We start from the raw sequence: 21,681 nt of genomic DNA, 5'->3' as shown, positions 1-21,681 counted from the left end.
TCCCCCATGAGTGAAGATGCACAAGATGTGGTTCTGATTGTCGAAGATGACCCTTCGATCCTGATGGTCTTGTCCGCCTATTTGTCAGGTGAAGGCTATCGCGTGTTACAGGCTGAAAACGGTGAGCAAGCCTTTGAAATTCTGGCCAGCAAGCCGCACCTGGACCTGATGGTCACGGATTTCCGGTTGCCGGGCGGTATTTCCGGGGTACAGATCGCTGAGCCTGCGGTAAAGCTTCGGCCGGATCTTAAAGTGATTTTTATCAGCGGCTACCCGCAGGAAATACGCGAGACTGATAGCCCCATCACGCGCAAGGCGCCCATTTTGGGCAAGCCGTTCGATCTGGATAAGCTCAAAGAAATCATTCAGAACCAGTTGGTCTGAATCCTCTTTAATTAAAGCGGATTCAGACCTGCAACATCTCATTCACCTTGGCCGTCAGCAGGTCAAAGGTGAAGGGCTTGGTTATCAACTGCATGCCTTCATCCAGAAAGCCGCCACGCGCAGTCGCATGCTGTGCGTAACCGGTGATGAATAGCACGCGCAGATCCGGGCGTGCCTGACGACTGATCTCAGCCAGTTGGCGGCCGTTCATGCCCGGTAGCCCCACATCGCTGATCAACAAATCAATGGCTTGCGCCGATTCGATAATCGGCAGTGCAGCGTTCGCATCCTCGGCGCTGAGCACCGTGTAGCCTTGTTCACGCAGCACTTCGATCACCAGATTGCGCACGGCGTTGTCATCTTCAACCACCAGCAGGGTTTTTTCGGCATTGGCTGCGGTTTCTGCCTGTGACAGGCCTTGGGCGCTCAGCTCTGCGCTGCTGCCGTTACAGCGAGGCAAGAACAGTTCCACAGTGGTGCCGCTGCGTTCATGGCTATTGATGCGTACATGGCCGCGTGACTGTTTGCAGAACCCGTAAATCATCGACAGTCCCAAGCCGGTGCCCTGGCCGATGGGTTTGGTGGTGAAAAACGGGTCGAAGGCGCGTTTAAGCGTGCTTTCTTGCATGCCGCAGCCATTGTCAGATGCGCTAAGCACAATGTAATCACCGGGCGTGAAATGCCCGTTAGCTTCACTGAAAGCGGTATCGACCTGCAGGTTATAGGTCTTGAGGGTGAGGTGACCGTCTTCGGGCATGGCATCGCGGGCATTGGACACCAGGTGCAGCAATGCGTTTTCCAATTGCTGCGGGTCAACGTCAGCGATCCACAGGTTGTCATCGGCTTCAAGGGTGAGCCGGGTGGCCGGAGCGAGGTTTTGCTCCAGCAGGGACCGTTGTGCCAGCAGCCACTCGCTGATCATGGTGGGTTTGGAGTCCAGTGACTGGCGGCGCGAGAACGCCAACAATCGATGGGTGAGCCCCGCAGCACGATTGGCGGAGGTGACGCCCATGTCGATAAGACGATCCAGATCATCGAGTTTGCCCCGGGCCACCTTGCGCCGCAGCAGCTCCATACTGCCGATGATCCCGGCCAGCATGTTATTCAAGTCGTGGGCAATGCCTCCGGTGAGTTGTCCGACGGCTTCCATTTTTTGCGCATGGCGTATGTCATCGTTGTGCTGCAGTGCTTTTTTGACGCGATTCTCTACTTCTAAATCAATCTGTTGCAGCGTGTTCTTAATAAATACTTCACGTTCGGTCAGGGCGCGTGCGCTGTCTCTGGCGGCGTATTGCTGTTTGCGTGTGCGCAAGGCGTTTTTAGACAGGCACAGTAACTGTGCCGCTGACCAGGGCGAGGCGACGAACAGGGCATGACCCAATTGCTCGCTCAGGCGGGTCATTTGAACATCAGGCCATTGAGGTTCAGCGGTCAGTACGATGATCGGCAGGTCCGACCAATCGGGTTGTCTCACCAGCACATTACGCAGTTGCTCGAACGCATCGAGCTGTTGGGAGTTGGCCTCGAAAATCAACAATCCCGCACCTTGTTCCAAGGCCGGGTGGAGGTGGTCCATGCACGCCAGTTCAACACTGTTTACGCCGCCTGAGGTCAGTTGCTGCACATCAACCGACCTTTCCAGCCCGGGGCACGTGAGAATCAGGGCGCGCTCCTCGGTGGGTCCCAATGCAATCACAGAATTTCCCGCCTCTTGATACTCGACTCATAAATTACCCGCATTTGAGCGGCTATATGGTCTTGACCCTGCGCTACCGTGGCAATTCAACGTTTTGAAATTTATATTCAAATGCATCTATTTGAAGTGCAAATGACGTTGATAAAACGGTGTCGGGCGTTATAAGAGGGGTCATAACCCCTGCTGCAAAGCCGGGTCATCGGGGTTTTGCTGTTCAAGTTGGGCGAGCAGCACCTGCACGTTTTGCAATTGCCCCGACTCCTTCCAATAACGGATCAACAGCACCCGTGCCTTGCGATTGGCGGGTTGGCGTTGCAGCAGCTCTTCAAGCTGGCGCTGCGCCGCTTCGAGTTGGTTCAAGTCGTGCAGGGCAACGGCCAGCTTGTAGCGATAGTCGCTGTTGTCAGGTTCGAGTTCGACGGCTTTGGCCAACCCGAGCAGGGCGTATTCGGTTTGCCCGTGATTGTGCAGCCAGATGCCCAGTGCATGCTGCAAGTAAGCCGAGTCGGGGTGGGCCTCAAGCTGCTGGGCCAGCAACTCGCGTGCGCGGTCGCTCTGGCCGCGTTTATCCAGCAGGTCCACGCGTGCGACCACGGCTTTCAGGTTGTCCGGCTCAAGGCGGGTGACTTTTTCCAGTGCGGCCTGCGCCTCGTCCAACTGACCTTCGTGCAAGTACAAACGTGCAAGCTGCCCTTGTGCCTGCGCACTCTCAGGCTGTGTTTTGAGCGTGCGTTCATATTCGTCAATCACTTGCTGCAGCGGGCCGAAATACAGCCCTTGCTCGTCCGGGGACAGGCCCAACAAGGCGTTGGCGGCGGCAAACCGTACGCTTTGCTCCGGATCATCCAGGATCGGGCCAAGCAGCAGCGTGCGTTGCGCCCCCGGCACCAGCCCGACAATGCTCTGGATGGCCGCTTCGCGTACCAGTGCCGAAGGGTTATGCAAGTCGGCATCGGCCAGTTTCAGGGCTTGGGGGCTGGGATAGTTGGGCAGTTCGGCGTGCAGGCTGGCGCGGCGGATGTCAGACAAATCGGTGCGGGCCAATTGCTGGTAGAGCACACGGGCAGCGCCAGGCTCGCCATTGTGTGCTTGCTCCAGGGCTTGCGTGTAACTGTGATTGACGCTTGTTGTGGTGACGGTCGCCGCAGGGCGCATCCAGACCCATAGGCAGGTTGCAACGACGGCAGAAGCTAGGCTGAGCAACAAGTAGCGGTGGGGCTTTAGCATGCAAATTCCAGAAGCGGGCGTGCGTAGTGAACACCAGCTTCCGCCAGTGCAGCGTGCGAGTCAAACCCTTGTCCGGTTCAAGGCGCCCGGCTTGTGAAAATGTACAACAAACCCCGTAATCCCTTGTGCAGCGGCCTGGCGTGTTTGCACGCCGATACTGGCAGCATGGTTGACATAAGAACTGGAGATTCGCCCAATGAAAATCGTCATTGCCCCTGACTCGTTCAAAGACAGCCTGAGTGCCGAAAAAGTCGCTGAGGCGATTGCTGCCGGTCTGGCCGACGTGCTCCCCGATGCGCAGTTGATCAAATGCCCCATGGCCGATGGCGGCGAGGGCACGGTCGATGCCATTGTGGCGGCCGGTAATGGCCAGTTGCGCTGTCATCAGGTGCAAGGGCCACTGGGCGAGCCGGCTCATGCCAATTGGGGCTGGTTGCCGGAAAGCCGCACCGCGATTATCGAAATGGCGCAAGCCAGCGGTTTGCAGTTGGTGGCGCTTGAACAGCGCAATGCCTGCGTCAGTAGCACCTATGGCACGGGTGAGCTGATCAAAGCCGCGCTGGAGGCGGGCGCCCAACGCATTATCTTGGCCATTGGCGGCAGTGCAACCAATGATGCCGGTGCGGGGGCCCTGCAGGCGCTGGGGTTGGGGCTGTTTGATGCACAAGGCCGTGAGCTGCCGCGAGGCGGTCTGGCGCTGGCGCAGGTGGCACGCATCGATCTGCAAGGGCTGGACCCACGCCTGGCCGACGTGCGCTTTGAAATCGCCGCGGACGTTAACAATCCTTTGTGTGGTGAGCACGGGGCTTCAGCGATTTTCGGGCCGCAAAAAGGGGCATCCCCGGCCCAGGTGCAGCAATTGGATCAAGCGTTGGGGTATTTTGCCGACCACTGCGCCAAGGTGCTGCCCAACGACGTGCGTGACGAGCCGGGGTCAGGGGCTGCGGGCGGTCTGGGGTTCGCTGCCAAAGCGTTTTTTGGCGCGCAGTTTCGGGCCGGTGTTGACGTGGTCGCCGAGCTGGTCGGCCTGAATGAGGCCGTGCAAGGCGCTGCGCTAGTGATTACGGGCGAGGGCCGCTTTGACGCGCAAACCCTGCGCGGTAAAACACCTTTCGGGGTTGCGCGCATCGCCCGCAGCAATGGCGTACCTGTTGTGGTGTTGGCCGGGACATTGGGGGAGGGGTATCAGGCGTTGTACGCGCACGGTATTCATGCCGCGTTTGCCGTGGCCAGTGGCCCTATGACACTGGAGTACGCCTGCGCCCATGCGTCGCAGTTATTGACTGATCGGGCGCGGGACATTGCGCGCTTGTGGAGCCTTGGTCGCCAATAAGGTGCGGGGCTGAATGCGAGGTTACTGGTTGAAACACAGAATCGTGTAAGCTTCGCGGTTATTCGCATTCGACCCTTAGCGAGCCCTATGCCGTCGCTCTTCAAACGCTCTCTGCTGCCCAAGTTGCGCAGCTTTCCGTTGTCCGCCGATGCCTTCAGCATTTTGCCCGGTGCGGCCGATTTTCGTCGTTGCCTGCTGGAGCACATCGCCAATGCCCGCCAGCGCATCACGCTGGTGGCGTTGTACTTGCAACAGGACGAAGCCGGTCAGGAAATCCTCGATGCCTTGCACGCCGCCAAAGCGGCCCGTCCCGAACTTGAAATCGTGGTCATGGTGGATTGGCTGCGTGCCCAGCGCGGGCTGATTGGCGCGGGCAAACAGCCCGGTAATGCCGCCTGGTACCAGGCCCAGACGCAAGCCCACGAGACCCGGGTGCCCATTTACGGTGTGCCCGTGCAAACCCGCGAGTTGTTCGGTGTGCTGCACCTCAAGGGCTTCATCATCGATGACTGTGTGATCTACAGCGGTGCCAGTCTCAATAACGTTTACCTGCATAAGTTCGACAAGTACCGTTTCGATCGCTATCACGTGCTCAACAACAAGCCGCTGGCCGATTCGATGCAGCGCTTTATCCAGCACGACTTGATTGAAACCAAGGCGGTGCATCGTCTGGACCTGCCGACTTTACCGAGCACGCGCAGCCTGCGCTCGGCCATCGGTGACTTGCGAAGTCGCTTGAAAAAAGCCAGCTACGACACCAGTCAAGGCACTGTCGGCCACTTTGGTTTGTCCGTAAGCCCTTTATTGGGCGTAGGCAAAAACAACCCGTTGAGCCGGGTGATTTGTGAACTGATCGCCAGTAGCCAACAGCAACTGACCATTTGCACGCCGTATTTCAATCTGCCGTTGCCCGTGACCCGCGAAATCAATCGCGCGCTGGAGCGCGGCGTGCGCATCGATATCGTGGTGGGCGACAAGACGGCCAACGACTTTTACATCCCGCCCAGCGAGCCCTTCAAGGTGATTGCGGCGTTGCCGTATTTGTATGAACTGAGCTTGCGCCGCTTTGCCAAGAGCCACCAGGCCATGATCGACAGCGGCTTGTTGAACCTGCACCTGTGGCGCGACGGCGACAACACTTACCACCTCAAGGGCATGTGGGTGGATGATCGCTACACCTTACTCACCGGCAATAACCTGAATCCGCGTGCGTTCAGGCTGGACCTTGAAAATGGGTTGTTGATCGATGATCCACGCCGCGAGTTGCTCGAACCGCGCCGCAAAGAACTGGACGCGATCTTCGCCCATACCACGCGTATTGATTCGTTCAAGCAGTTGGAAACCCTCACCGATTACCCGCCAGCAGTGGCCAAGTTCCTGCGCCGGGTTAGCCGGGTGCGGATCGAGCGGCTGCTCTACCGGATTCTCTGATCGCTCGTGCACGCCCAGGCCCTTGCCCGGATCGCCCATAAGCGCTGCGGTGCAAGGACGGCATATGTGTTCGGATGGGGAGAGTAGAAGCGCTGGTTCGCGAACAGATACGTTCGCGAAAGCGTGTCACACAGGGGCTTGAATCAGGCCAATGCTTGCCATGCCAGCGGCGGGACGAAGCTTTCTAGTTCGTCTTCGACGCACTGAATGATGCGTGCCACTTCCGTGGTGGTCATGACGGTGGCGCACGGGATGCCAGCGATGGCGATGACGGTCTCGCCGCTGGCCCGGTCAAACAGACGCGCGATCATGCTGCGCGGGGCGTCCATGGTGGCTTCGAAGCCCATGGGATGGAAATGCCAGCGCATCAACTGACACGCGTTGGGAAAGGTAACTTTCGCGGTATTGCTCACCGGATTCATCGAGCGCTTCCTTTTGCTCAGTGTTTGTACGGTCGCCAATTGCCCCGACCGTGTGTATTTGCGAGCGTTTCGTGTTCAAACCTAGCACCGTGCGCCCGCCACGATAAGGTTTTTGTGCCCAGCGGGCACATTGATTCACCGGGATTTGATGTAAATCATGCAGTGAAGCGTTTTAGCCGTGTTCTGCGCGGCTGTGCTTGACCATTGAAGCCCGTTCATAAACTCGGCACTCTGTGTTTTATTTCAGCGAGCCTTGCCATGTTTGCCCCAGATGACGGCCCCGAGCAGACCCGCGCCACGGGCGAGACGGTAATGCGTTACCACCTGTGCTGGAAACACCGCGATCTTGACGGGGTCATGGCGCTATATCACCCCTCGGTCGTTTACCACGATTTTTTCCAGAACCGGGTGATGGGCTTTAAGGAGTTGCGTGACTACGTTCACCTCTCCATGCCACGCGAAGCGGATGAGGCGCTGGAGCACAGTGACCGTATTCGCCTGGATGGCAATACGGCATTCATCCAGTACCGCATCACGCTGCGTGGCAGCCAGGGGCTGGTGTCCTTCAGGGCCAGTGAAGCCATCACGGTGCGCGACGGGTTGATCTGGCAGGTCCATGAATACGCTTCGTTGGTGCATGAATCCCCTCAACACGCTACCGGGCAAACCCCCATCAGACCTGCGGTCAGTCGTCTTGGCCTGTCTGCGCGGCAGTTGAGTTTCATGGCCCGGGATCTGCAAACCTACTTTGATCGCCAGCAGCCTTACCTTGACCCAGCACTGGACCTGCAACACGTCGCCAAAGCCTGTGGCTATACGCGCAACCAGATGTCGTATTTGCTCAATCAGGTGCTGGGACAAAGCTTCTATCGCTATGTGAATCAGGCACGTCTGCGCCACGTGCTGACCGCGATGGCCGCCGCCGATTCGCCGCTTAAAGTGGATGAGGTGGCCTTTGCTGCGGGCTTTAACTCGCTGTCGGCGTTCTACAGTTGTTTTCGCCAGCACACCGGGCAATCACCCAAGGCTTATGCGCGGCAAATTTCTTTGCGGGCACGCGCGCAAGACTCGGTTTGAGATCAGGCGCTAGGATCGCTCCATTCTGAAGACAGTGTGGAGACCGCAATGCCAGCCTGGCGCTCAATCAGCTTGTGGATGGACCAACTCGCGGACGACCTGACAGCACGCCCATCGCTCGAGCACGATCTGGACGTAGACGTGGTGATTGTGGGGGCCGGGTACACCGGCTTGTGGACCGCGTATTACCTCAAGCGCCACGCACCTGAACTGAGTATTGCCATTGTCGAAGCGCAAACGGCTGGCTTCGGTGCTTCCGGGCGCAACGGCGGTTGGCTGATGGGCAACCTGTTGGGCGAAGACCGCTTGCTTGCCAACCTGTCCATCGAGCGGCGACGCCAGTCTTACGCCTTGCTGCATGGCATTCCTGATGAAGTCAACCAGGTCATTGAGCGCGAAGGCATCGACTGCCATTACCGCAAAGGCGGGGCACTGTTCTGCGCCGCACGCTATCGGGAACAGGAAGTTACCCTGCGTCACTATTTGACGAAACTTCACGCTCAGGGCCTGAGTGACGGGGACTACCGTTGGCTGGATCCGGCTGAGCTGGCGCAGCAGCTGCGCATTGCGAGCCCCTACGGGGCGATTTTTACGCCGCACATAGCCACGATTCAGCCCGCCAAACTGGTGCGCGGATTGGCCCGTGCCGTTGAGCGCATGGGCGTGAAGATCTTCGAGCAAAGCCCGGTGACGGGGTGGCAACCCGGCCGTGTGCGCACCGCCAAGGCACAGGTCAAGGCGCGCTGGGTCGTTCCGGCAGTGGAAGGCTACGCCAACACGCTGGCGCCGTTGGGGCGTTATCAATTGCCAGTGCAGAGCCTGATCGTCGCCACGGCCCCCCTGCCCGAGGCGGTCTGGGATGAGATCGGGTTGTCGGCAGGTCAGGCTTTCAGCGAAAACAGTCGTCAAGTGACTTACGGGCAACGCACCCAAGACAACCGCTTGGTATTTGGCGCCCGGGGCGGCTATCAATTTGGTGGTCGTTTGCGTCATGACTTCAACCTCAGTCAGGGCGAAATCGACGTGCGCGGTTACCTTTTCGCGGAGCTTTTTCCGGCGCTCAAGGATGTGCACATCAGCCACGTATGGGGTGGCAACCTGGGCATGGCGCGGCGTTTTCAACCGCACATGCTCTGTGACCGGCAACACGGCATCGCGTTGTCCGGCGGTTACGGCGGGGAGGGCGTGGGCGCGAGCCATTTGGGCGGGCGCACCCTCGCGGACCTGATCTTGCAGCGTGACACCCTCGAAGTGCAGCAGCCCTGGGTGCTGACCGCTGGCGGCCTTGGCGCGCTCAAGGCATGGGAACCGGAGCCTTGCCGCTGGCTGGGTTACAACGCCGTTATCCGCAGTTTTGTCTACGAAGACCAGACGCTCGCCAACCCTGACGCAGCGCCTTGGCGGCGCAGGTTCGCCAGTGGCCTGGCCAGTGTGATGGAAGGTTTTATGCAGTAACCCTTTGGCCCCATCAGGATATATCCATGAGCATCACTCACTTCAAAAACACCGCCCACGTTGCGTTGCATGCATCCTCACCTGTGGCCGTGCCCCTTGGCACCCCGGTGGCCGAGACCTCGGTGACGTGTGTCGAGCGCACCGACGGCGTTGAAACCGGGATCTGGGCCTGCACGCCAGGACGCTGGCGGCGGCAAATCGTGGCGCAAGAGTTCTGTCACTTCATTCAAGGACGCTGCACGTTCACTCCCGATGACGGGGAAATTATTCACATAGAAGCGGGCGATGCCTTGATGTTGCCTGCCAACAGCACGGGGGTCTGGGACATTCAGCAGACCGTGCGCAAAACGTATGTTTTGATCCTTTGATCACCGAACCCTGCCCATAAAAACAGCGACACACAATACGCAAGGAATCGAATCATGATCCGCATCGCCCTGTTGCCCCTGATAGTGGCTAGCTCGCTGTGCCAGGCGGCCGAGACTGTAAAAATTTACAACTGGTCTGACTACATCGCCCCCGACACACTGAAAAACTTCTCGCGTGAGACAGGCATTGCATTTAGCTATGACGTGTACGACAGCAATGAAACATTGGACGGCAAGTTGATGACGGGTAAGTCCGGCTATGACGTGGTGTTTCCGTCCAACCACTTTATGGCGCGTCAGATCCAGGGCGGGGCGCTGAAAAAGCTCGATAAGGACCAATTACCGAACTGGAAGAACCTTAACCCGGCGTTGCTCAAGGCGCTGCAAGTCAATGACCCCGGCAATGAACACGGTTTCCCTTACTTGTGGGGCAGTACGGGGATCGGCTACAACGTCGCGAAGGTCAAGGCCGTGTTGGGCGACAACGCGCCTGTTGACTCGTGGGATTTGATCTTCAAGCCCGAAAACATGGAAAAACTCAGCACATGCGGGGTGGCGATTCTAGACAATGGCCCGGAAGTCTTACCGGCTGCGCTTAACTACTTGGGGCTGCCCCACCACAGCAAAAGCGCGCAGGACTATAAAAAGGCCCAGCCCTGCTGATGAAGGTCCGTCCTTATATCAGCTACTTCCATTCCTCCAAGTACACCAGCGATCTGGCAAACGGCAATATCTGCGTTGCCGTGGGGTTTTCCGGGGACATCCTGCAAGCCCAAACCCGCGCCAAAGAAGCCAACAATGGCGTCGATATCGGCTATTCGATCCCCCGAGAAGGCGCTGCCATCTGGTTTGACATGGTGGCCATGCCCGCCGATGCGCCGGATGAAAAAGCGGCCTACCGCTTCATGAATTACCTGCTGCAGCCGGACGTAATGGCGGGCATCAGCAATTACGTGCATTACGCCAACGGTAACCTGCAGGCCGATGCGCTGGTCAACCCCGAGATCAAGGCTGACACCACGGTGTACCCGACGCCACAAATGCTGCAAACGCTGTTTGCCCTGGAAGCCATGCCGCTCAACATTGACCGGGTGCGCACACGCCTGTGGACCCGGATCAAGGCTGGGGGATGATCAGCGAGCCGGTTGCAATGCGCTCGGGTTGACCAAATTGGGCGGGCGCTGCCCGTCCAAAGCTGCCAGCAGGTTGTCCACGGCGCAGCGGGCCATGGCTTCACGGGTTTCAATGGTGGCCGACCCGATATGCGGGGTGGCCACAACGTTCTCCAGCGTCAGTAAAGGCGAAGTTGGGTCCAACGGTTCGCGCTCAAACACATCCAGCCCGGCGCCACGAATCTGCCCCCGTTGCAATGCGTGGATGAGCGCGGCTTCATCAACCACTTTGCCCCGTGAAATATTGATAAAAATACTGTCTGGACGCATCAGTGCGAATTGCTCTGCGCCGATCAGGCCCTGGGTTTCTGCGGTCAGTGGCAGCGTCAGGCAAATGAAGTCCGCCTCGTGCAGCAGCGCATTGAGGCTGCGGTAGCGGGCGCCAAATCGAGCCTCGACAGCCGGTTTTGGCGAGTGACTGTGGTAGATCACCGGCATGCCGAAGCCAAAATGTCCCCGCTGTGCCAACGCCTCGCCAATGCGGCCCATGCCGATGATGCCCAGGGTTTTGCCATGCACGTCGGTGCCGAAATGTTCCGGCCCAATGTTTTTTTGCCATTGCCCATTGCGCACACGAATTGCCAGCTCCACCACGCGGCGGGCACTGGCCAGAATCAGTGCAAACCCCGTATCGGCTGTGGTTTCGGTCAACACATCCGGGGTGTTGGTCAACAGAATGTGGCGCGCGTTGAGGTAGTCCAGGTCGTAGTTGTCGATCCCCACGGACACACTGGCAATGGCTTCAAGCCTGGGCGCCAGGGCCAGTAAGTGCGCGTCCAGTTTCAGGCTGGCCCCCAGTAACCCGTGAGCCTGGGGTAAAGCGGCGCGCAATTGGTCCAGCCCTTGAGCGTCCAGCCGTTCAATCAGCGTGACCTCGGCGCGATCTTGCAGGCGCTGCATCAAGGGCGCGGACAGTGTTTTGTAGAGCACGACATGTTTTTTCAAAGTAATCACCAACGTTAAATTCAAGAATGAGCCAGACGCGACGTGGCGCTGACTGTCGGCGCGAGTGGGTCTTTGGCCGTGGGTTTCAGCATTAACGTCAGCACGACCGAGATCAGCAGCGCGCCGCTCATCAACAGGTAAGACGCCCCCGGTGAGCCGGTTTCGCTGTTCAGGTAACCCACCAGGTAGGAGCCGGAAAAAGACCCGAGCGCGCCCATGCTGTTAATCAGGGCCATGGCCCCGCCCGCTACGTTGGATGGCAGGATTTCCGGGATGATCGCGAAGAAAGGGCCGTAGGGTGCGTACATGCATGCCCCGGCAATCACCAGCAGCGTGTAGGACAACCAGAAGTGCTCTGCACCCAATGCGTAGGAACCGTAGAACGCAAAAGAGGCAATCAACAGCGGCGGCCAGACAAAACGCTTACGTTTTTGCAGTTTGTCCGACCCCCACGACACGCCGAGCATGGCGATGACGGCGGCCAGATACGGCAGGGCCGAAAGCCAGCCCGCTTCGATCATGTCCATGTGCGCGCCTTGCTTGAGAATCGACGGCAGCCACAGGACAAACCCGTAGACGCCGATGCTCCAGCAGAAGAACTGCAAGGCCAGCAGGATGACTTTGGGCGAGCGGAAGGCCGCGGCGTAGTTCTTCACCGGGGTCATGCCGACTTGCTCGGCATCGAGCGCGCTTTGCAGGTCCTGTTTTTCCTGAGGGCTGAGCCACTTGGCTTCGCCAGGGCGGTCATCGGCCAGTCGCCACCAGATGAACGCCCAGATTACTGCGGGCAAACCTTCGACGATGAACATCCAGCGCCAGCTGTAATGCTGCACCAAGTAGCCTGACACCACTGACATCCAGAGCATGGTCACCGGATTGCCGAGAATCAGAAACGTATTGGCCCGTGAGCGTTCGGCGCGGGTAAACCAGTGGCACAGATAGACCAGCATGGCGGGCATGACGGCGGCTTCCACCACACCGAGCATGAAGCGAATGGCGATCAGGCTGTAGGCGTTGGACACAACACCTGTGAGCGTGGCGAGTCCGCCCCAGAGAATCAAGCTGACAAAAATCAACTTTTTGACGCTGTTCTTCTGCGCGTAAATGGCCCCTGGCACCTGAAAAAAGAAATAACCGAGGAAAAACAGCGCCCCTAGCAACGACGACAGGCCGGGGGTGATGTGCAGGTCTTCGGCCATCCCGGAGGCGGCGGCAAACCCGTAATTGGCGCGGTCCAGATAGGCCAGGCTGTAGGTGATGAATACGATCGGCATGATGTACCACCACCGGCGGGCAGCGAGTGTTAGCGATTGCATGGCGTAGCTCCTGAGCTTGTTGTTTTTGTCGCAGCAGGTCACGGGTGCAGCACGTTAGGCAGGTAATACAGATTCGGTCAGGCCACGGCCCTCCAACTCGGCGCGGGTCGGCAGTCCTTCCATGTCGCCACGGCTTTGCACGGCGCGGCTGCCAATCCAGTTGCCACGTTGCACCGCCTGTTCAAAGCCGAGGTTTTCCAGCAGGGCACTGATCACGCCCACTGCAAAACCATCGCCGGCGCCGACGGTATCGATCACCACGTCCACCGGCACTGCTGGCACGAAGCCTTCGGTGTCCGTGGTGCGGTAATAGGCACCTTTAGGGCCCAGCTTGATGATGACTGCCTCTGCGCCTTGATCCAGATAAAACCGGGCAATGTCAGCCGGGTCATCGCGACCGGTGAGCAAGCGGCCTTCACTCAAGCCCGGCAACACCCAGTCGGCATGGGCGGCGAGGGCATTGATGTCGCGGATCATCTGCTGTTCGCTGCCCCACAGAGACGGGCGCAGGTTGGGGTCGAACGACACCGTGCGCCCGGCCGCGCGCATCGACTGCATCAGCGCGAACGACAATTCGCGGCAACTGGCTGACAGGGCAGGGGGAATGCCCGTGGCGTGCAAGTGGCCTGCGCTGAGCAGTTGCGGGGTGATGGCGCTGCGGTTCAAATGACTGGCCGCCGAGCCGCGGCGAAAGTATTCCACTTGCGGATCACTGCCATCGTCCACCCGGGACTTCAGCTGAAAGCCCGTCGGGTGCTGCGGGTCGGTTTCCACATGCTGGCAATTCAGGCCTTCGGCTTGCAAGGTGGCACGCACAAACCGCCCAAGCGAGTCAGCGCCTACCCGGCTGAGCCACGCCACATTGAACCCCAGTCGCGCCAGCCCGATGGCGACGTTACTGTCGGCCCCGGCAATACGCTTGTGAAAGTGTTCGACTTGCGCCAGATCGCCGGTCTCTTCAGCCACCCACATGGCCATGGTTTCACCAAACGACAACACATCGACTTTAGACATGGCTCAGCTCCCGTTGCGCTGCGCCTAGCGTAGCGAGTGTGTCGACATGGACTTTCGTCAGCCATTGCAGGTCACTGCCCTGCAGGGGGTATTCCACCGCGCGCGTCAGCCCGGGCTGCATATGCGGTAGAAATTGCTCCCACATCTGCAGGTCGGTGGCCGTTGGCGGCGTAGCAATCAACTTGCCATCCGGACGCCGGGCGACGCCTTTGCAGTGCAAATAGGTGACATGACGGCCCAGTAAGCGGGCAGCGGTACTGGCGGACTGGTCCTGCCACTGCCAGTTGCCGATATCAAAGGTCATGCTGATGGGGGCTTGCAGTTGATCCACTGCGTCGAAGAAGCGCAGCAGAGGCTCGATACGTCCGCCCTGGGACGTTTGGTCGTTCTCCACCAACAGGTTGACCGATTGCTGGCTCAGGCAGGCTGCCAGGTTCGACAAATCGCAATGTTCGGTGTAGTAGCCAAGAGAGACCTTAAGCCAGGCCGCACCGAACGCATGGGCCTTGCGCAAGGTCGCCAGCAATTGAGGATTAGGCCGAGATTGTCCTGCCTCCCACAGTTCGAGCGGCGATGAGTACACGCATTCCAGCCCCTGTCTCACCACCGCTGCAGCGAAGGACGCCGGGTCTTCGTCGGTCAGCAGTTCTTCGCGCAGCTCAATGCGCCGGGCACCGGCATTGGCCAGTAAGTCAATAAAACTGCCTTGGCCACGCTGGCGAACCAGATCAGCTCCGTAGCTCGACAGGCTGATGGAAACGGGGAATGTGTTCATTGTTATTAACCTCTGAAACCGGTTTCATTTTTATTCGTTAAGGACTGCCAATCGGATTGCGTCATGGCACAACTGTCAGGGGTTAATGCGTCGGGTAGAGCCACGCACGATGAGTTGCGCAGGAAAATCCAGGACTAGAGGTTCTGCGGTATCGCTCCGCAAGCGCTTTAGCAGGCACTCAAAGGCGCTGGCGCCGATGGCTTGGGTCGGTTGCGCCAAGGCGCTAATGCCGGTGCCCACCAACGGGAACCAGTCAAGGTCATCCAAAGCAATCAGGCCAATGTCTTCAAACAGATGGCGGTTCAAGTCACGCAGCACCTGAGTGGCTGCCAGCGCGGCCACGCCATTGGCGCAAAACAGCGCCTTGGGGCCACTGCCGGGGGTATCCAGAAAGTGTTGGATGCGAGAATGCAGATGGGGGCCGGTTTCCACCCGCGCGCCTTGCAGTGAGGGGCGGTCGTTGAGTTGCGCATTAAAACTGGCGATGCGCTCCAGACGCGAGCTGGTGCCATCAACCGGTTCGCTGACCATTAGCAGGTCGCGGTAACCTTGCGCTTGCAGGTGCTCTAGCGCGGTGCGCACGGCTCCGGCGTTATCGAGCCCCACCAGATCCGCATACAACTGCTCGACCTTACGGTCGATGAGTACGATGGGCATTTCCTGGTGCAGCGCCTGCAGAACGTCAGGCTGATGACCAAGGGTGTTAAGAATCAGACCTTCGATGTTGTAAGCCCGCAGAGCGGCCAGGTGCTGGCTTTCCTGCTCATCACTGCGGTCGGTGTTGCACACCACCAGGTTGTAACCGTGCTCACGGCAGGCGGTTTCGACGCCGTGCATGACCGCGATGGAGTAGGGGTTACGAATGTCCGCGACCAGCATGCCGATCAGGCGCGTACGCCCGCGTTTCAGGCCGCGCGCCATTTGATTGGGACGGTAGCCCAGCGCCTCGATCGAGCGCTCGATCCGTTGCGCGGTGGCTTCGGAAAGCAATGCACGGTCCTCGCCGATGAAGCGGGAAACGCTGGCCTTGGACACCCCGGCGTGCAGGGCAACATCAAGCATGGTGACACGGGAGCGTTGAGCGGCTGAAAAACTGTTCACGGCCTGAAACCTTTTATTGGTGTTATCGCAGGCGATCTCGGCACTGGGCCTGAAACCGGTTTCAGGAAAACTCAAATCACCTCTGATCGTCAAGTGCCGTTTGTAGGAGAACGCGTAGGCGGGTCACGTCATGTGACGGCAAAGCGACCACGGCTCACATCGTCTTCAGTCAACCCGTTCTGCATCAGTTCCTTGGCCGTCGCACGTCAGTCAATGGCCAACAGGCGGGCTTAATCGCATTTAAAATGACGGCTTTCAGTTATTGATGAAATGCAGGGCTGACATTGGCCAGATGTGTGGACGATCGTTAACAGTGGATGCGTCTGAAAATTTCAAATAAGCGACGTATATAAGAAAGCGACGCGTGGAGTTCAGGATGGCCACCCGAGCGTTTACTCCGTCCGGGAGTGTGTTGTGATATGACGAGTGACTTTTGATCGGCAAACACTTACACGGTTGCGGGTTAACGTCTGGCCAACTTTGTAAGACGAACGAGTGGACGAAAAGTTTATATAAACCCAAAGTGACCGGTTGGTCATGCCATGAGCTTTAATGCATCATTTTGTTTGTAGTGATATTCCTATTGCGAATATAGCCATAGTCTTTGCATGTTTAAGGAAAAACCTTTCAGCAAAACACTCAATGTTTTCGGCTACTTACAGAAAAGTCGTTAATTGACGTCAAAAAAGTGCTGGACTGAATATTTCGAAGTGTGTCAATTTCGCCCGGCCATTATACGGCGAGTGATAGGACGATCTCGCCATGGGATCGTCTCTGTCTGTTTAAAACTTTTCTACTGCTAAACAAGGAACTGTTTACATGTCGAAACTTAAAGAGAAAGCAGCGCTGTCCGTCAACCAGACGTTTGCGGCCAACGGCACCAGTTCTGCCTTCACCCAGGTGGATAATTTCAGTCATTTCTATGACCGCGGTAATCACCTGGTCAATGGCAAACCATCGTTTACGGTCAATCAAGCCGCTGACCAACTGACCCGCAGTGGCGCCAGCTGGTACGACCTCAATGGTGACGGTGTGATCAATCTGTCGTACACCTTCCTCACGTCTCCACCTCCGGGCTATGCCTCCCGCGGTTTGGGTACATTCAGTACGTTTTCCGCGTTGCAAAAAGAACAGGCCAAGCTGTCGCTGGAATCATGGGCGGATGTGGCCAAAGTGACCTTCACTGAAGGTCCGGCCGCCCGGGGTGACGATGGTCACATGACCTTCGCCAACTTCAGCGCCAGTAACGGTGGGGCTGCGTTTGCCTACCTGCCGAACAGCTCGCGCAAAGGCGAGTCGTGGTACTTGATCAACAAGGACTACGAGGTCAATAAAACTCCGGGTGAAGGCAACTACGGTCGCCAGACCCTGACCCACGAGATCGGCCACACCCTGGGCCTGTCACACCCTGGCGACTACAACGCGGGTAATGGCAACCCCAGCTACCGCGATGCTGTGTATGGCGAAGACACCCGTGCTTACAGCGTGATGAGCTATTGGAGTGAGAAGAACACCGGCCAAGTGTTCACCAAGACCGGTGAAGGTGCCTACGCCTCGGCGCCACTGCTCGATGACATTGCCGCGGTGCAAAAGCTGTACGGCGCGAACATGGAAACCCGCGCCGGTGACACCGTTTACGGGTTCAACGCCACGGCTGACCGCGACTACTACATCGCCACATCGGCCACTGACAAGCTGATTTTTTCGGTGTGGGATGGCGGTGGGAATGACACCCTGGACTTCTCGGGTTTCAGCCAGAATCAGAAAATCAACCTGGCCGCAGGTTCGTTCTCTGACGTTGGCGGCATGACCGGTAACGTATCCATCGCTCAAGGTGTGACCATCGAAAACGCCATTGGCGGTTCGGGCAACGACTTGTTGCTGGGCAACGCCGTCTCCAACATCCTCAAGGGCGGTGCCGGCAACGACATCCTCTACGGCGGTGGCGGGGCTGACAAGCTGTGGGGCGGCAGCGGTTCGGACACGTTTGTGTACCGTGAAGTGTCTGATTCGACCCCTAAGGCGGCCGACACCCTCATGGATTTCCAGACCGGTCTCGACAAAATCGATCTCACAGGGATTACTCATCTCAGTGGTTTGAATTTCGTCAATGCGTTCACCGGTCAGGCGGGTGATGCGGTCGTCAGCTATAACCAGGCCAGCAATGCCGGCTCGCTGCAGGTGGACTTTAGCGGGCACGGCGTAGCCGACTTCCTGATTACCACGGTCGGGCAGGTGGCAACTTACGACATCGTTGCGTAAGGCTGTCGGTAAACGGGCAGCGCGCAAGCGCTGCCTTCTGGCACTACGCCGAGGTCTCATGAACACTGCTAACCGCTTCATAAAAGCAATGGCCTGCGTAGTTGCAGTGCTGTTTACAACCACAGAGAGCGCCATGGCCAGTTCGCTGATGTTATTAAGCCCCGCGCAAGTGGCGGGCAATTGGACGTTTTATCTGCAAGGGGCCGAGCAGGACGCGTGCACGGTTAAATTGAAAAAAGACCGCACCTTCAGTGCGCAGGCGCGTTGTTTACATGCCTGGTTGGGCCGAACGCCGACCACCTGGTCGCCCACGCCTGACGGCATCTTGTTAATCGCAAAGGACGGAACACAGTCATTGTTCTTGGCGTTGCGTGAAGCGGGTCTCTATGAAGGTGCAGTGGACGGTGAAAAGACCCTGATAATGAAAAGGGCGCACTTACAAAGTGTGAATTAATGCGATCACGCGAATGAAGTTATTCAGGCCGGATCAGTTATTCCTGTAAAGACCGGATCAGGCTTGAACACATAAAAGCAGTGAGCGGCAACGAGGGCTGCTGACAGACACTCGCCCGTGCCTGTGGACGTGGTTTATTGATCAAGGAAGATTCATGAAGCGGCTGAAAAGCAGTCCCGTCGCGCCCCTGATACATGTATTGGCCGACTATAAAAAAATTCTTATCAGTGTCGGGTGTTTTACGGCCCTGATTAATATCCTGATGCTCGTGCCTTCTATTTATATGCTTCAGGTGTATGACCGGGTGTTGTCATCACAGAACACCACCACGCTGGCGATGCTGTCCTTGATGGTGGTGGGTTTTTTTATCTTTATCGGCACGCTGGAAACCGTTCGCAGTTTTATCGTGATACGTATCGGCAGCCAATTGGAACGCCGTTTCAACCAGCAGGTATACCGTGCAGCGTTTGAGCGCAACCTGTTCAGCGGTCAGGCCCATGCCGGTCAGGCGTTGGGCGACCTGACCCTGATTCGTCAATTTGTCACCGGCCCGGCATTATTCGCTTTTTTCGATGCGCCGTGGTTTCCGGTGTACCTGTTTGTCATCTATCTGTTCAACACCTGGCTGGGTGTGTTCGCCACGGCGGGTGCAGCCGTGTTGATCGCGCTGGCCTGTGTCAATGAAGTCATGACCCGTAAGTCTCTCAGCCAGGCCAGCGTGTATTCGCAACAATCCAGTCAGTTGGCCACCAGCCATCTGCACAATGCCGAGACCATTCAGGCGATGGGCATGCTGGGTGTTTTACGCAAACGTTGGTTCAACGTGCACTCACGTTTCCTGACCGAGCAGAACAACGCCAGCGACACGGGCGCAGTCATTGGCTCGGTGAGTAAAACCTTGCGCTTGTGCCTGCAATCGCTGGTGTTGGGGCTGGGGGCTTTGTTGGTGATTCAAGGCGACATGAGCGCAGGCATGATGATCGCCGGTTCAATTCTCATGGGCCGTGTGCTTAGCCCTATCGATCAACTGATTGCGGTCTGGAAACAGTGGAGTTCCGCCAAGCTGGCCTATCAGCGGCTGGACAATTTGTTGCGCGAGCATCCCGCTGCGCAAGAGAACATGGCGTTGCCTGCGCCCAACGGGCACCTGAGTTTTGAACAGGTCAGCGCGGCGCCTCCCGGCGTCCGCCTGCCGACCTTGCATCAGGTCAGTTTCAGTCTGCAGGCGGGCGAGGTGTTGGGTGTGCTCGGGGCCTCGGGTTCCGGCAAGTCGACACTGGCCCGGGTGCTCGTCGGTGTATGGCCGACCCTGGCGGGCACGGTGCGTCTGGACGGCGCGGATATCCACCAATGGAACCGCGACCAGCTGGGGCCCTATATCGGCTATTTGCCCCAAGACATTGAACTGTTCAGCGGCTCCATCGCTGACAACATTGCGCGGTTCCGTGACGCCGACCCGCAACAGGTGGTGGCGGCCGCACAGCAAGCCGGGGTGCACGAGATGATCCTGCGCCTGCCGCAAGGCTACGACACCCTGCTGGGAGACGACGGCAGCGGCTTGTCCGGCGGCCAGAAGCAGCGGGTGGCGCTGGCCCGCGCGTTGTATGGCGGTCCGCGTCTGGTGGTGCTCGATGAACCCAATTCCAACCTGGATGCCGTGGGCGACGCGGCGCTGACCCGTGCCATTGCCCAGCTCAAGGCGCAAGGCTGCACCGTGGTGCTGGTGACGCATCGTTCTGCGTCGTTGGCGCAGGCCGACAAATTGCTGGTGCTCAACGAAGGCCGCACGCAGGTGTTCGGGCCGAGCGCCGAGGTGCTCAAGGCTCTGACTGGCGCTCAGCAACAACAGGCTGCCGCCACCAGCATCCAACCCCCGAATCAGGCACAAGCGCGCAGCAGCGGCGCATGAGCAAGGACGCACGCACCATGAACAATCAACAACAGCCGCAACCAGCGGAACGTGGCGCCGGGTTTTACGTGCGCATCGGCTGGATCCTGACCCTGGTCGGCGCCGGCAGTTTCTTTGCCTGGGCCAGCCTTGCGCCGCTGGATGAAGGTATCCCGGTGCAGGGCACAGTCGTGGTGTCAGGTAAACGCAAGGCCGTCCAGTCATTGGGCGCGGGCGTGGTCAGTCAAATTCTGGTGCGCGAGGGCCAGGCGGTGCATCAGGGTGAACCGCTTTTTCGGCTGGACCGGACCCAGGTCGAAGCCGATGTGCAATCGTTACGCGCGCAGTACCGCATGGCGTGGGCCAGCACGGCACGTTGGCAAAGTGAGCGTGACAACTTGCAGCATGTGAGTTTCCCGCCCGAGTTGAGCCGCGACCCGGACCCACGGCTGGCGCTGGTGCTGGAAGGTCAGCAGCAGTTGTTCAGTAGCCGTCGCGAAGCCTTCGCCCGCGAACAGTCCGGGCTCAAGGCCAGCATCGAAGGCGCCACCCAACAATTAGCCGGCATGCGCCGTGCGCGGGGAGATCTGGCAGCCCAAGCCGACTCCCTGCGTCAGCAGTTGATCAACCTGCGGCCGCTGGCTGAAAACGGCTACATCCCGCGCAACCGCCTGATGGAGTACGAACGTCAGTTGTCACAAGTACAACAAGACATGGCGCAAAACACCGGGGAAAGCGGGCGCATCGAGCAAGGCATCCTTGAGTCGCGTCTCAAACTGGCGCAACACATCGACGAATATCAAAAGGAAGTTCGCACCCAACTGGCCGACGCGCAGCTCAAGAGCCTGACCCTTGAACAGCAATTGGCGTCCGCCGGGTTTGACCTTCAGCACAGTGAAATTACCGCGCCGGCTGACGGTATTGCGGTGAATTTGGGGGTGCATACCGAAGGCGCGGTGGTCCGTGCCGGTGAAACCTTGCTGGAAATCGTGCCTCAAGGGACGCGGCTGGAAGTCGAAGGGCGCCTGCCAGTGAATCTGGTGGATCGGGTGGGCAGTGAGCTGCCGGTGGACATTCTGTTCACCGCATTCAATCAGAGCAGTACGCCCCGGGTCTCGGGCGAAGTCAGCCTGGTCTCGGCCGACCAGTTGCTGGATGAGAAAACCGGCATGCCGTATTACGTGCTGCGCAGTTCAGTGAGCAACCAGGCGCTGGAAAAACTCAACGGCCTGGTGATCAAACCTGGCATGCCAGCTGAAATGTTTGTACGCACGGGCGAGCGTTCGCTGCTCAATTACCTGTTCAAACCACTGTTGGATCGCGCAGGTTCTGCGTTGACTGAGCGATAGGAAATTGCGACG

At 58.5% G+C, this 21,681-nt stretch carries 18 protein-coding genes and 1 pseudogene; 11 read left to right on the top strand and 8 right to left on the bottom strand.

The window, feature by feature from the left end; translation table 11 throughout:
* The first annotated feature begins 6 nt into the window (after positions 1–6).
* Positions 7–384 carry a response regulator gene (locus HBN61_RS10230; RefSeq protein WP_047274461.1) on the top strand — a complete coding sequence of 126 codons (378 nt, stop codon included), beginning with the start codon at positions 7–9 and terminating at the stop codon, positions 382–384.
* A gap of 22 nt (positions 385–406) precedes the next feature.
* Here HBN61_RS10230 and HBN61_RS10225 read toward each other — a convergent pair whose 3' ends face one another.
* Both HBN61_RS10225 and HBN61_RS10220 read right to left on the bottom strand, forming a co-directional pair.
* Positions 407–2,080 (bottom strand): response regulator, encoded by a 1,674-nt coding sequence (locus HBN61_RS10225; RefSeq protein ID WP_170046694.1) that lies wholly within the window; start codon positions 2,078–2,080, stop codon positions 407–409.
* Between the two features lie 171 nt (positions 2,081–2,251).
* Positions 2,252–3,307: a tetratricopeptide repeat protein gene (locus HBN61_RS10220; protein ID WP_169962963.1), complete on the bottom strand. Its 1,056-nt coding sequence runs from the start codon at positions 3,305–3,307 to the stop codon at positions 2,252–2,254.
* A 196-nt stretch (positions 3,308–3,503) separates the two neighbouring features.
* Between HBN61_RS10220 and HBN61_RS10215 the strand changes: the two genes are divergently transcribed.
* Both HBN61_RS10215 and pssA read left to right on the top strand, forming a co-directional pair.
* Positions 3,504–4,640: a glycerate kinase gene (locus tag HBN61_RS10215; RefSeq protein WP_094994505.1), complete on the top strand. Its 1,137-nt coding sequence runs from the start codon at positions 3,504–3,506 to the stop codon at positions 4,638–4,640.
* Positions 4,641–4,727: 87 nt separating this feature from the next.
* A complete protein-coding gene (gene pssA, locus HBN61_RS10210) occupies positions 4,728–6,071 on the top strand; it encodes a CDP-diacylglycerol--serine O-phosphatidyltransferase (RefSeq protein ID WP_094994504.1) in 1,344 nt (447 codons plus the stop codon).
* Positions 6,072–6,214: 143 nt separating this feature from the next.
* Here the strand turns inward: pssA and HBN61_RS10205 are convergent, their stop codons facing one another.
* Positions 6,215–6,493 carry a DUF1652 domain-containing protein gene (locus HBN61_RS10205; protein WP_094994503.1) on the bottom strand — a complete coding sequence of 93 codons (279 nt, stop codon included), beginning with the start codon at positions 6,491–6,493 and terminating at the stop codon, positions 6,215–6,217.
* Between the two features lie 258 nt (positions 6,494–6,751).
* Between HBN61_RS10205 and HBN61_RS10200 the strand changes: the two genes are divergently transcribed.
* From HBN61_RS10200 to HBN61_RS10185, 4 genes and pseudogenes are all read left to right on the top strand, one after another.
* A complete protein-coding gene (locus HBN61_RS10200; protein WP_094994502.1) occupies positions 6,752–7,570 on the top strand; it encodes a helix-turn-helix domain-containing protein in 819 nt (272 codons plus the stop codon).
* A 48-nt stretch (positions 7,571–7,618) separates the two neighbouring features.
* On the top strand, positions 7,619–9,025 hold the full coding sequence (locus HBN61_RS10195) for an NAD(P)/FAD-dependent oxidoreductase (protein WP_170046693.1): 1,407 nt from the start codon (positions 7,619–7,621) through the stop codon (positions 9,023–9,025).
* Positions 9,026–9,051: 26 nt separating this feature from the next.
* Entirely contained in the window at positions 9,052–9,393 is a 342-nt protein-coding gene (locus tag HBN61_RS10190) for a cupin domain-containing protein (protein ID WP_170046692.1), read from the top strand.
* 54 nt (positions 9,394–9,447) lie between these two features.
* Positions 9,448–10,526: pseudogene (locus tag HBN61_RS10185) on the top strand (polyamine ABC transporter substrate-binding protein).
* Here HBN61_RS10185 and HBN61_RS10180 read toward each other — a convergent pair.
* From HBN61_RS10180 to HBN61_RS10160, 5 genes are all read right to left on the bottom strand, one after another.
* Positions 10,527–11,510: a 2-hydroxyacid dehydrogenase gene (locus tag HBN61_RS10180; RefSeq protein ID WP_170046691.1), complete on the bottom strand. Its 984-nt coding sequence runs from the start codon at positions 11,508–11,510 to the stop codon at positions 10,527–10,529. It lies immediately after the preceding pseudogene.
* 20 nt (positions 11,511–11,530) lie between these two features.
* Positions 11,531–12,826 (bottom strand): MFS transporter, encoded by a 1,296-nt coding sequence (locus tag HBN61_RS10175; RefSeq protein ID WP_170046690.1) that lies wholly within the window; start codon positions 12,824–12,826, stop codon positions 11,531–11,533.
* 54 nt (positions 12,827–12,880) lie between these two features.
* Positions 12,881–13,840, bottom strand: coding sequence for a sugar kinase (locus HBN61_RS10170; RefSeq protein ID WP_170046689.1), 960 nt, complete (start codon positions 13,838–13,840; stop codon positions 12,881–12,883).
* Positions 13,833–14,615: a sugar phosphate isomerase/epimerase family protein gene (locus tag HBN61_RS10165; protein WP_094994496.1), complete on the bottom strand. Its 783-nt coding sequence runs from the start codon at positions 14,613–14,615 to the stop codon at positions 13,833–13,835. Before HBN61_RS10165 ends, HBN61_RS10170 begins: the two co-directional genes overlap by 8 nt.
* 75 nt (positions 14,616–14,690) lie before the next feature.
* Entirely contained in the window at positions 14,691–15,716 is a 1,026-nt protein-coding gene (locus tag HBN61_RS10160; RefSeq protein WP_170046688.1) for a substrate-binding domain-containing protein, read from the bottom strand.
* 819 nt (positions 15,717–16,535) lie between these two features.
* On the opposite strand from HBN61_RS10160, the gene HBN61_RS10155 reads away from it, so the two are divergent.
* The 4 genes from HBN61_RS10155 (at position 16,536) to HBN61_RS10140 (ending at position 21,669) form a co-directional block, all read left to right on the top strand.
* Entirely contained in the window at positions 16,536–17,978 is a 1,443-nt protein-coding gene (locus HBN61_RS10155) for a serralysin family metalloprotease (RefSeq protein ID WP_170046687.1), read from the top strand.
* Positions 17,979–18,036: 58 nt separating this feature from the next.
* The gene (locus tag HBN61_RS10150; protein WP_170046686.1) at positions 18,037–18,432 is read left to right on the top strand and encodes an AprI/Inh family metalloprotease inhibitor; all 396 of its coding nucleotides are present in this window, start codon (positions 18,037–18,039) and stop codon (positions 18,430–18,432) included.
* 154 nt (positions 18,433–18,586) lie between these two features.
* The gene (locus HBN61_RS10145; RefSeq protein ID WP_170046685.1) at positions 18,587–20,341 is read left to right on the top strand and encodes a type I secretion system permease/ATPase; all 1,755 of its coding nucleotides are present in this window, start codon (positions 18,587–18,589) and stop codon (positions 20,339–20,341) included.
* Complete coding sequence (locus tag HBN61_RS10140) at positions 20,338–21,669, top strand: HlyD family type I secretion periplasmic adaptor subunit (protein WP_094994492.1); 1,332 nt, start codon at positions 20,338–20,340, stop codon at positions 21,667–21,669. Before HBN61_RS10145 ends, HBN61_RS10140 begins: the two co-directional genes overlap by 4 nt.
* The last annotated feature ends 12 nt before the right edge of the window (positions 21,670–21,681 follow it).

The organism is Pseudomonas sp. WS 5071, from assembly GCF_012985765.1.
Classification (GTDB): Bacteria; Pseudomonadota; Gammaproteobacteria; order Pseudomonadales; family Pseudomonadaceae; genus Aquipseudomonas; species Aquipseudomonas lundensis_A.
The sequence above is the reverse complement of the archived record's forward strand: the minus strand, read 5'-3'. Positions and strand labels throughout refer to the sequence as shown.

Bases quoted from the DNA above. Each gene is read 5' to 3' on its own strand.
- HBN61_RS10195 (WP_170046693.1), top strand. From the start codon at position 7,619: ATGCCAGCCTGGCGCTCAATCAGCTTGTGGATGGACCAACTCGCGGAC.
- HBN61_RS10150 (WP_170046686.1), top strand. From the start codon at position 18,037: ATGAACACTGCTAACCGCTTCATAAAAGCAATGGCCTGCGTAGTTGCA.
- HBN61_RS10145 (WP_170046685.1), top strand. From the start codon at position 18,587: ATGAAGCGGCTGAAAAGCAGTCCCGTCGCGCCCCTGATACATGTATTG.
- HBN61_RS10200 (WP_094994502.1), top strand. From the start codon at position 6,752: ATGTTTGCCCCAGATGACGGCCCCGAGCAGACCCGCGCCACGGGCGAG.
- HBN61_RS10155 (WP_170046687.1), top strand. From the start codon at position 16,536: ATGTCGAAACTTAAAGAGAAAGCAGCGCTGTCCGTCAACCAGACGTTT.
- HBN61_RS10215 (WP_094994505.1), top strand. From the start codon at position 3,504: ATGAAAATCGTCATTGCCCCTGACTCGTTCAAAGACAGCCTGAGTGCC.
- HBN61_RS10190 (WP_170046692.1), top strand. From the start codon at position 9,052: ATGAGCATCACTCACTTCAAAAACACCGCCCACGTTGCGTTGCATGCA.
- HBN61_RS10165 (WP_094994496.1), bottom strand. From the start codon at position 14,615: ATGAACACATTCCCCGTTTCCATCAGCCTGTCGAGCTACGGAGCTGAT.
- HBN61_RS10205 (WP_094994503.1), bottom strand. From the start codon at position 6,493: ATGAATCCGGTGAGCAATACCGCGAAAGTTACCTTTCCCAACGCGTGT.
- HBN61_RS10230 (WP_047274461.1), top strand. From the start codon at position 7: ATGAGTGAAGATGCACAAGATGTGGTTCTGATTGTCGAAGATGACCCT.
- pssA (WP_094994504.1), top strand. From the start codon at position 4,728: ATGCCGTCGCTCTTCAAACGCTCTCTGCTGCCCAAGTTGCGCAGCTTT.
- HBN61_RS10170 (WP_170046689.1), bottom strand. From the start codon at position 13,840: ATGTCTAAAGTCGATGTGTTGTCGTTTGGTGAAACCATGGCCATGTGG.
- HBN61_RS10175 (WP_170046690.1), bottom strand. From the start codon at position 12,826: ATGCAATCGCTAACACTCGCTGCCCGCCGGTGGTGGTACATCATGCCG.
- HBN61_RS10140 (WP_094994492.1), top strand. From the start codon at position 20,338: ATGAGCAAGGACGCACGCACCATGAACAATCAACAACAGCCGCAACCA.
- HBN61_RS10220 (WP_169962963.1), bottom strand. From the start codon at position 3,307: ATGCTAAAGCCCCACCGCTACTTGTTGCTCAGCCTAGCTTCTGCCGTC.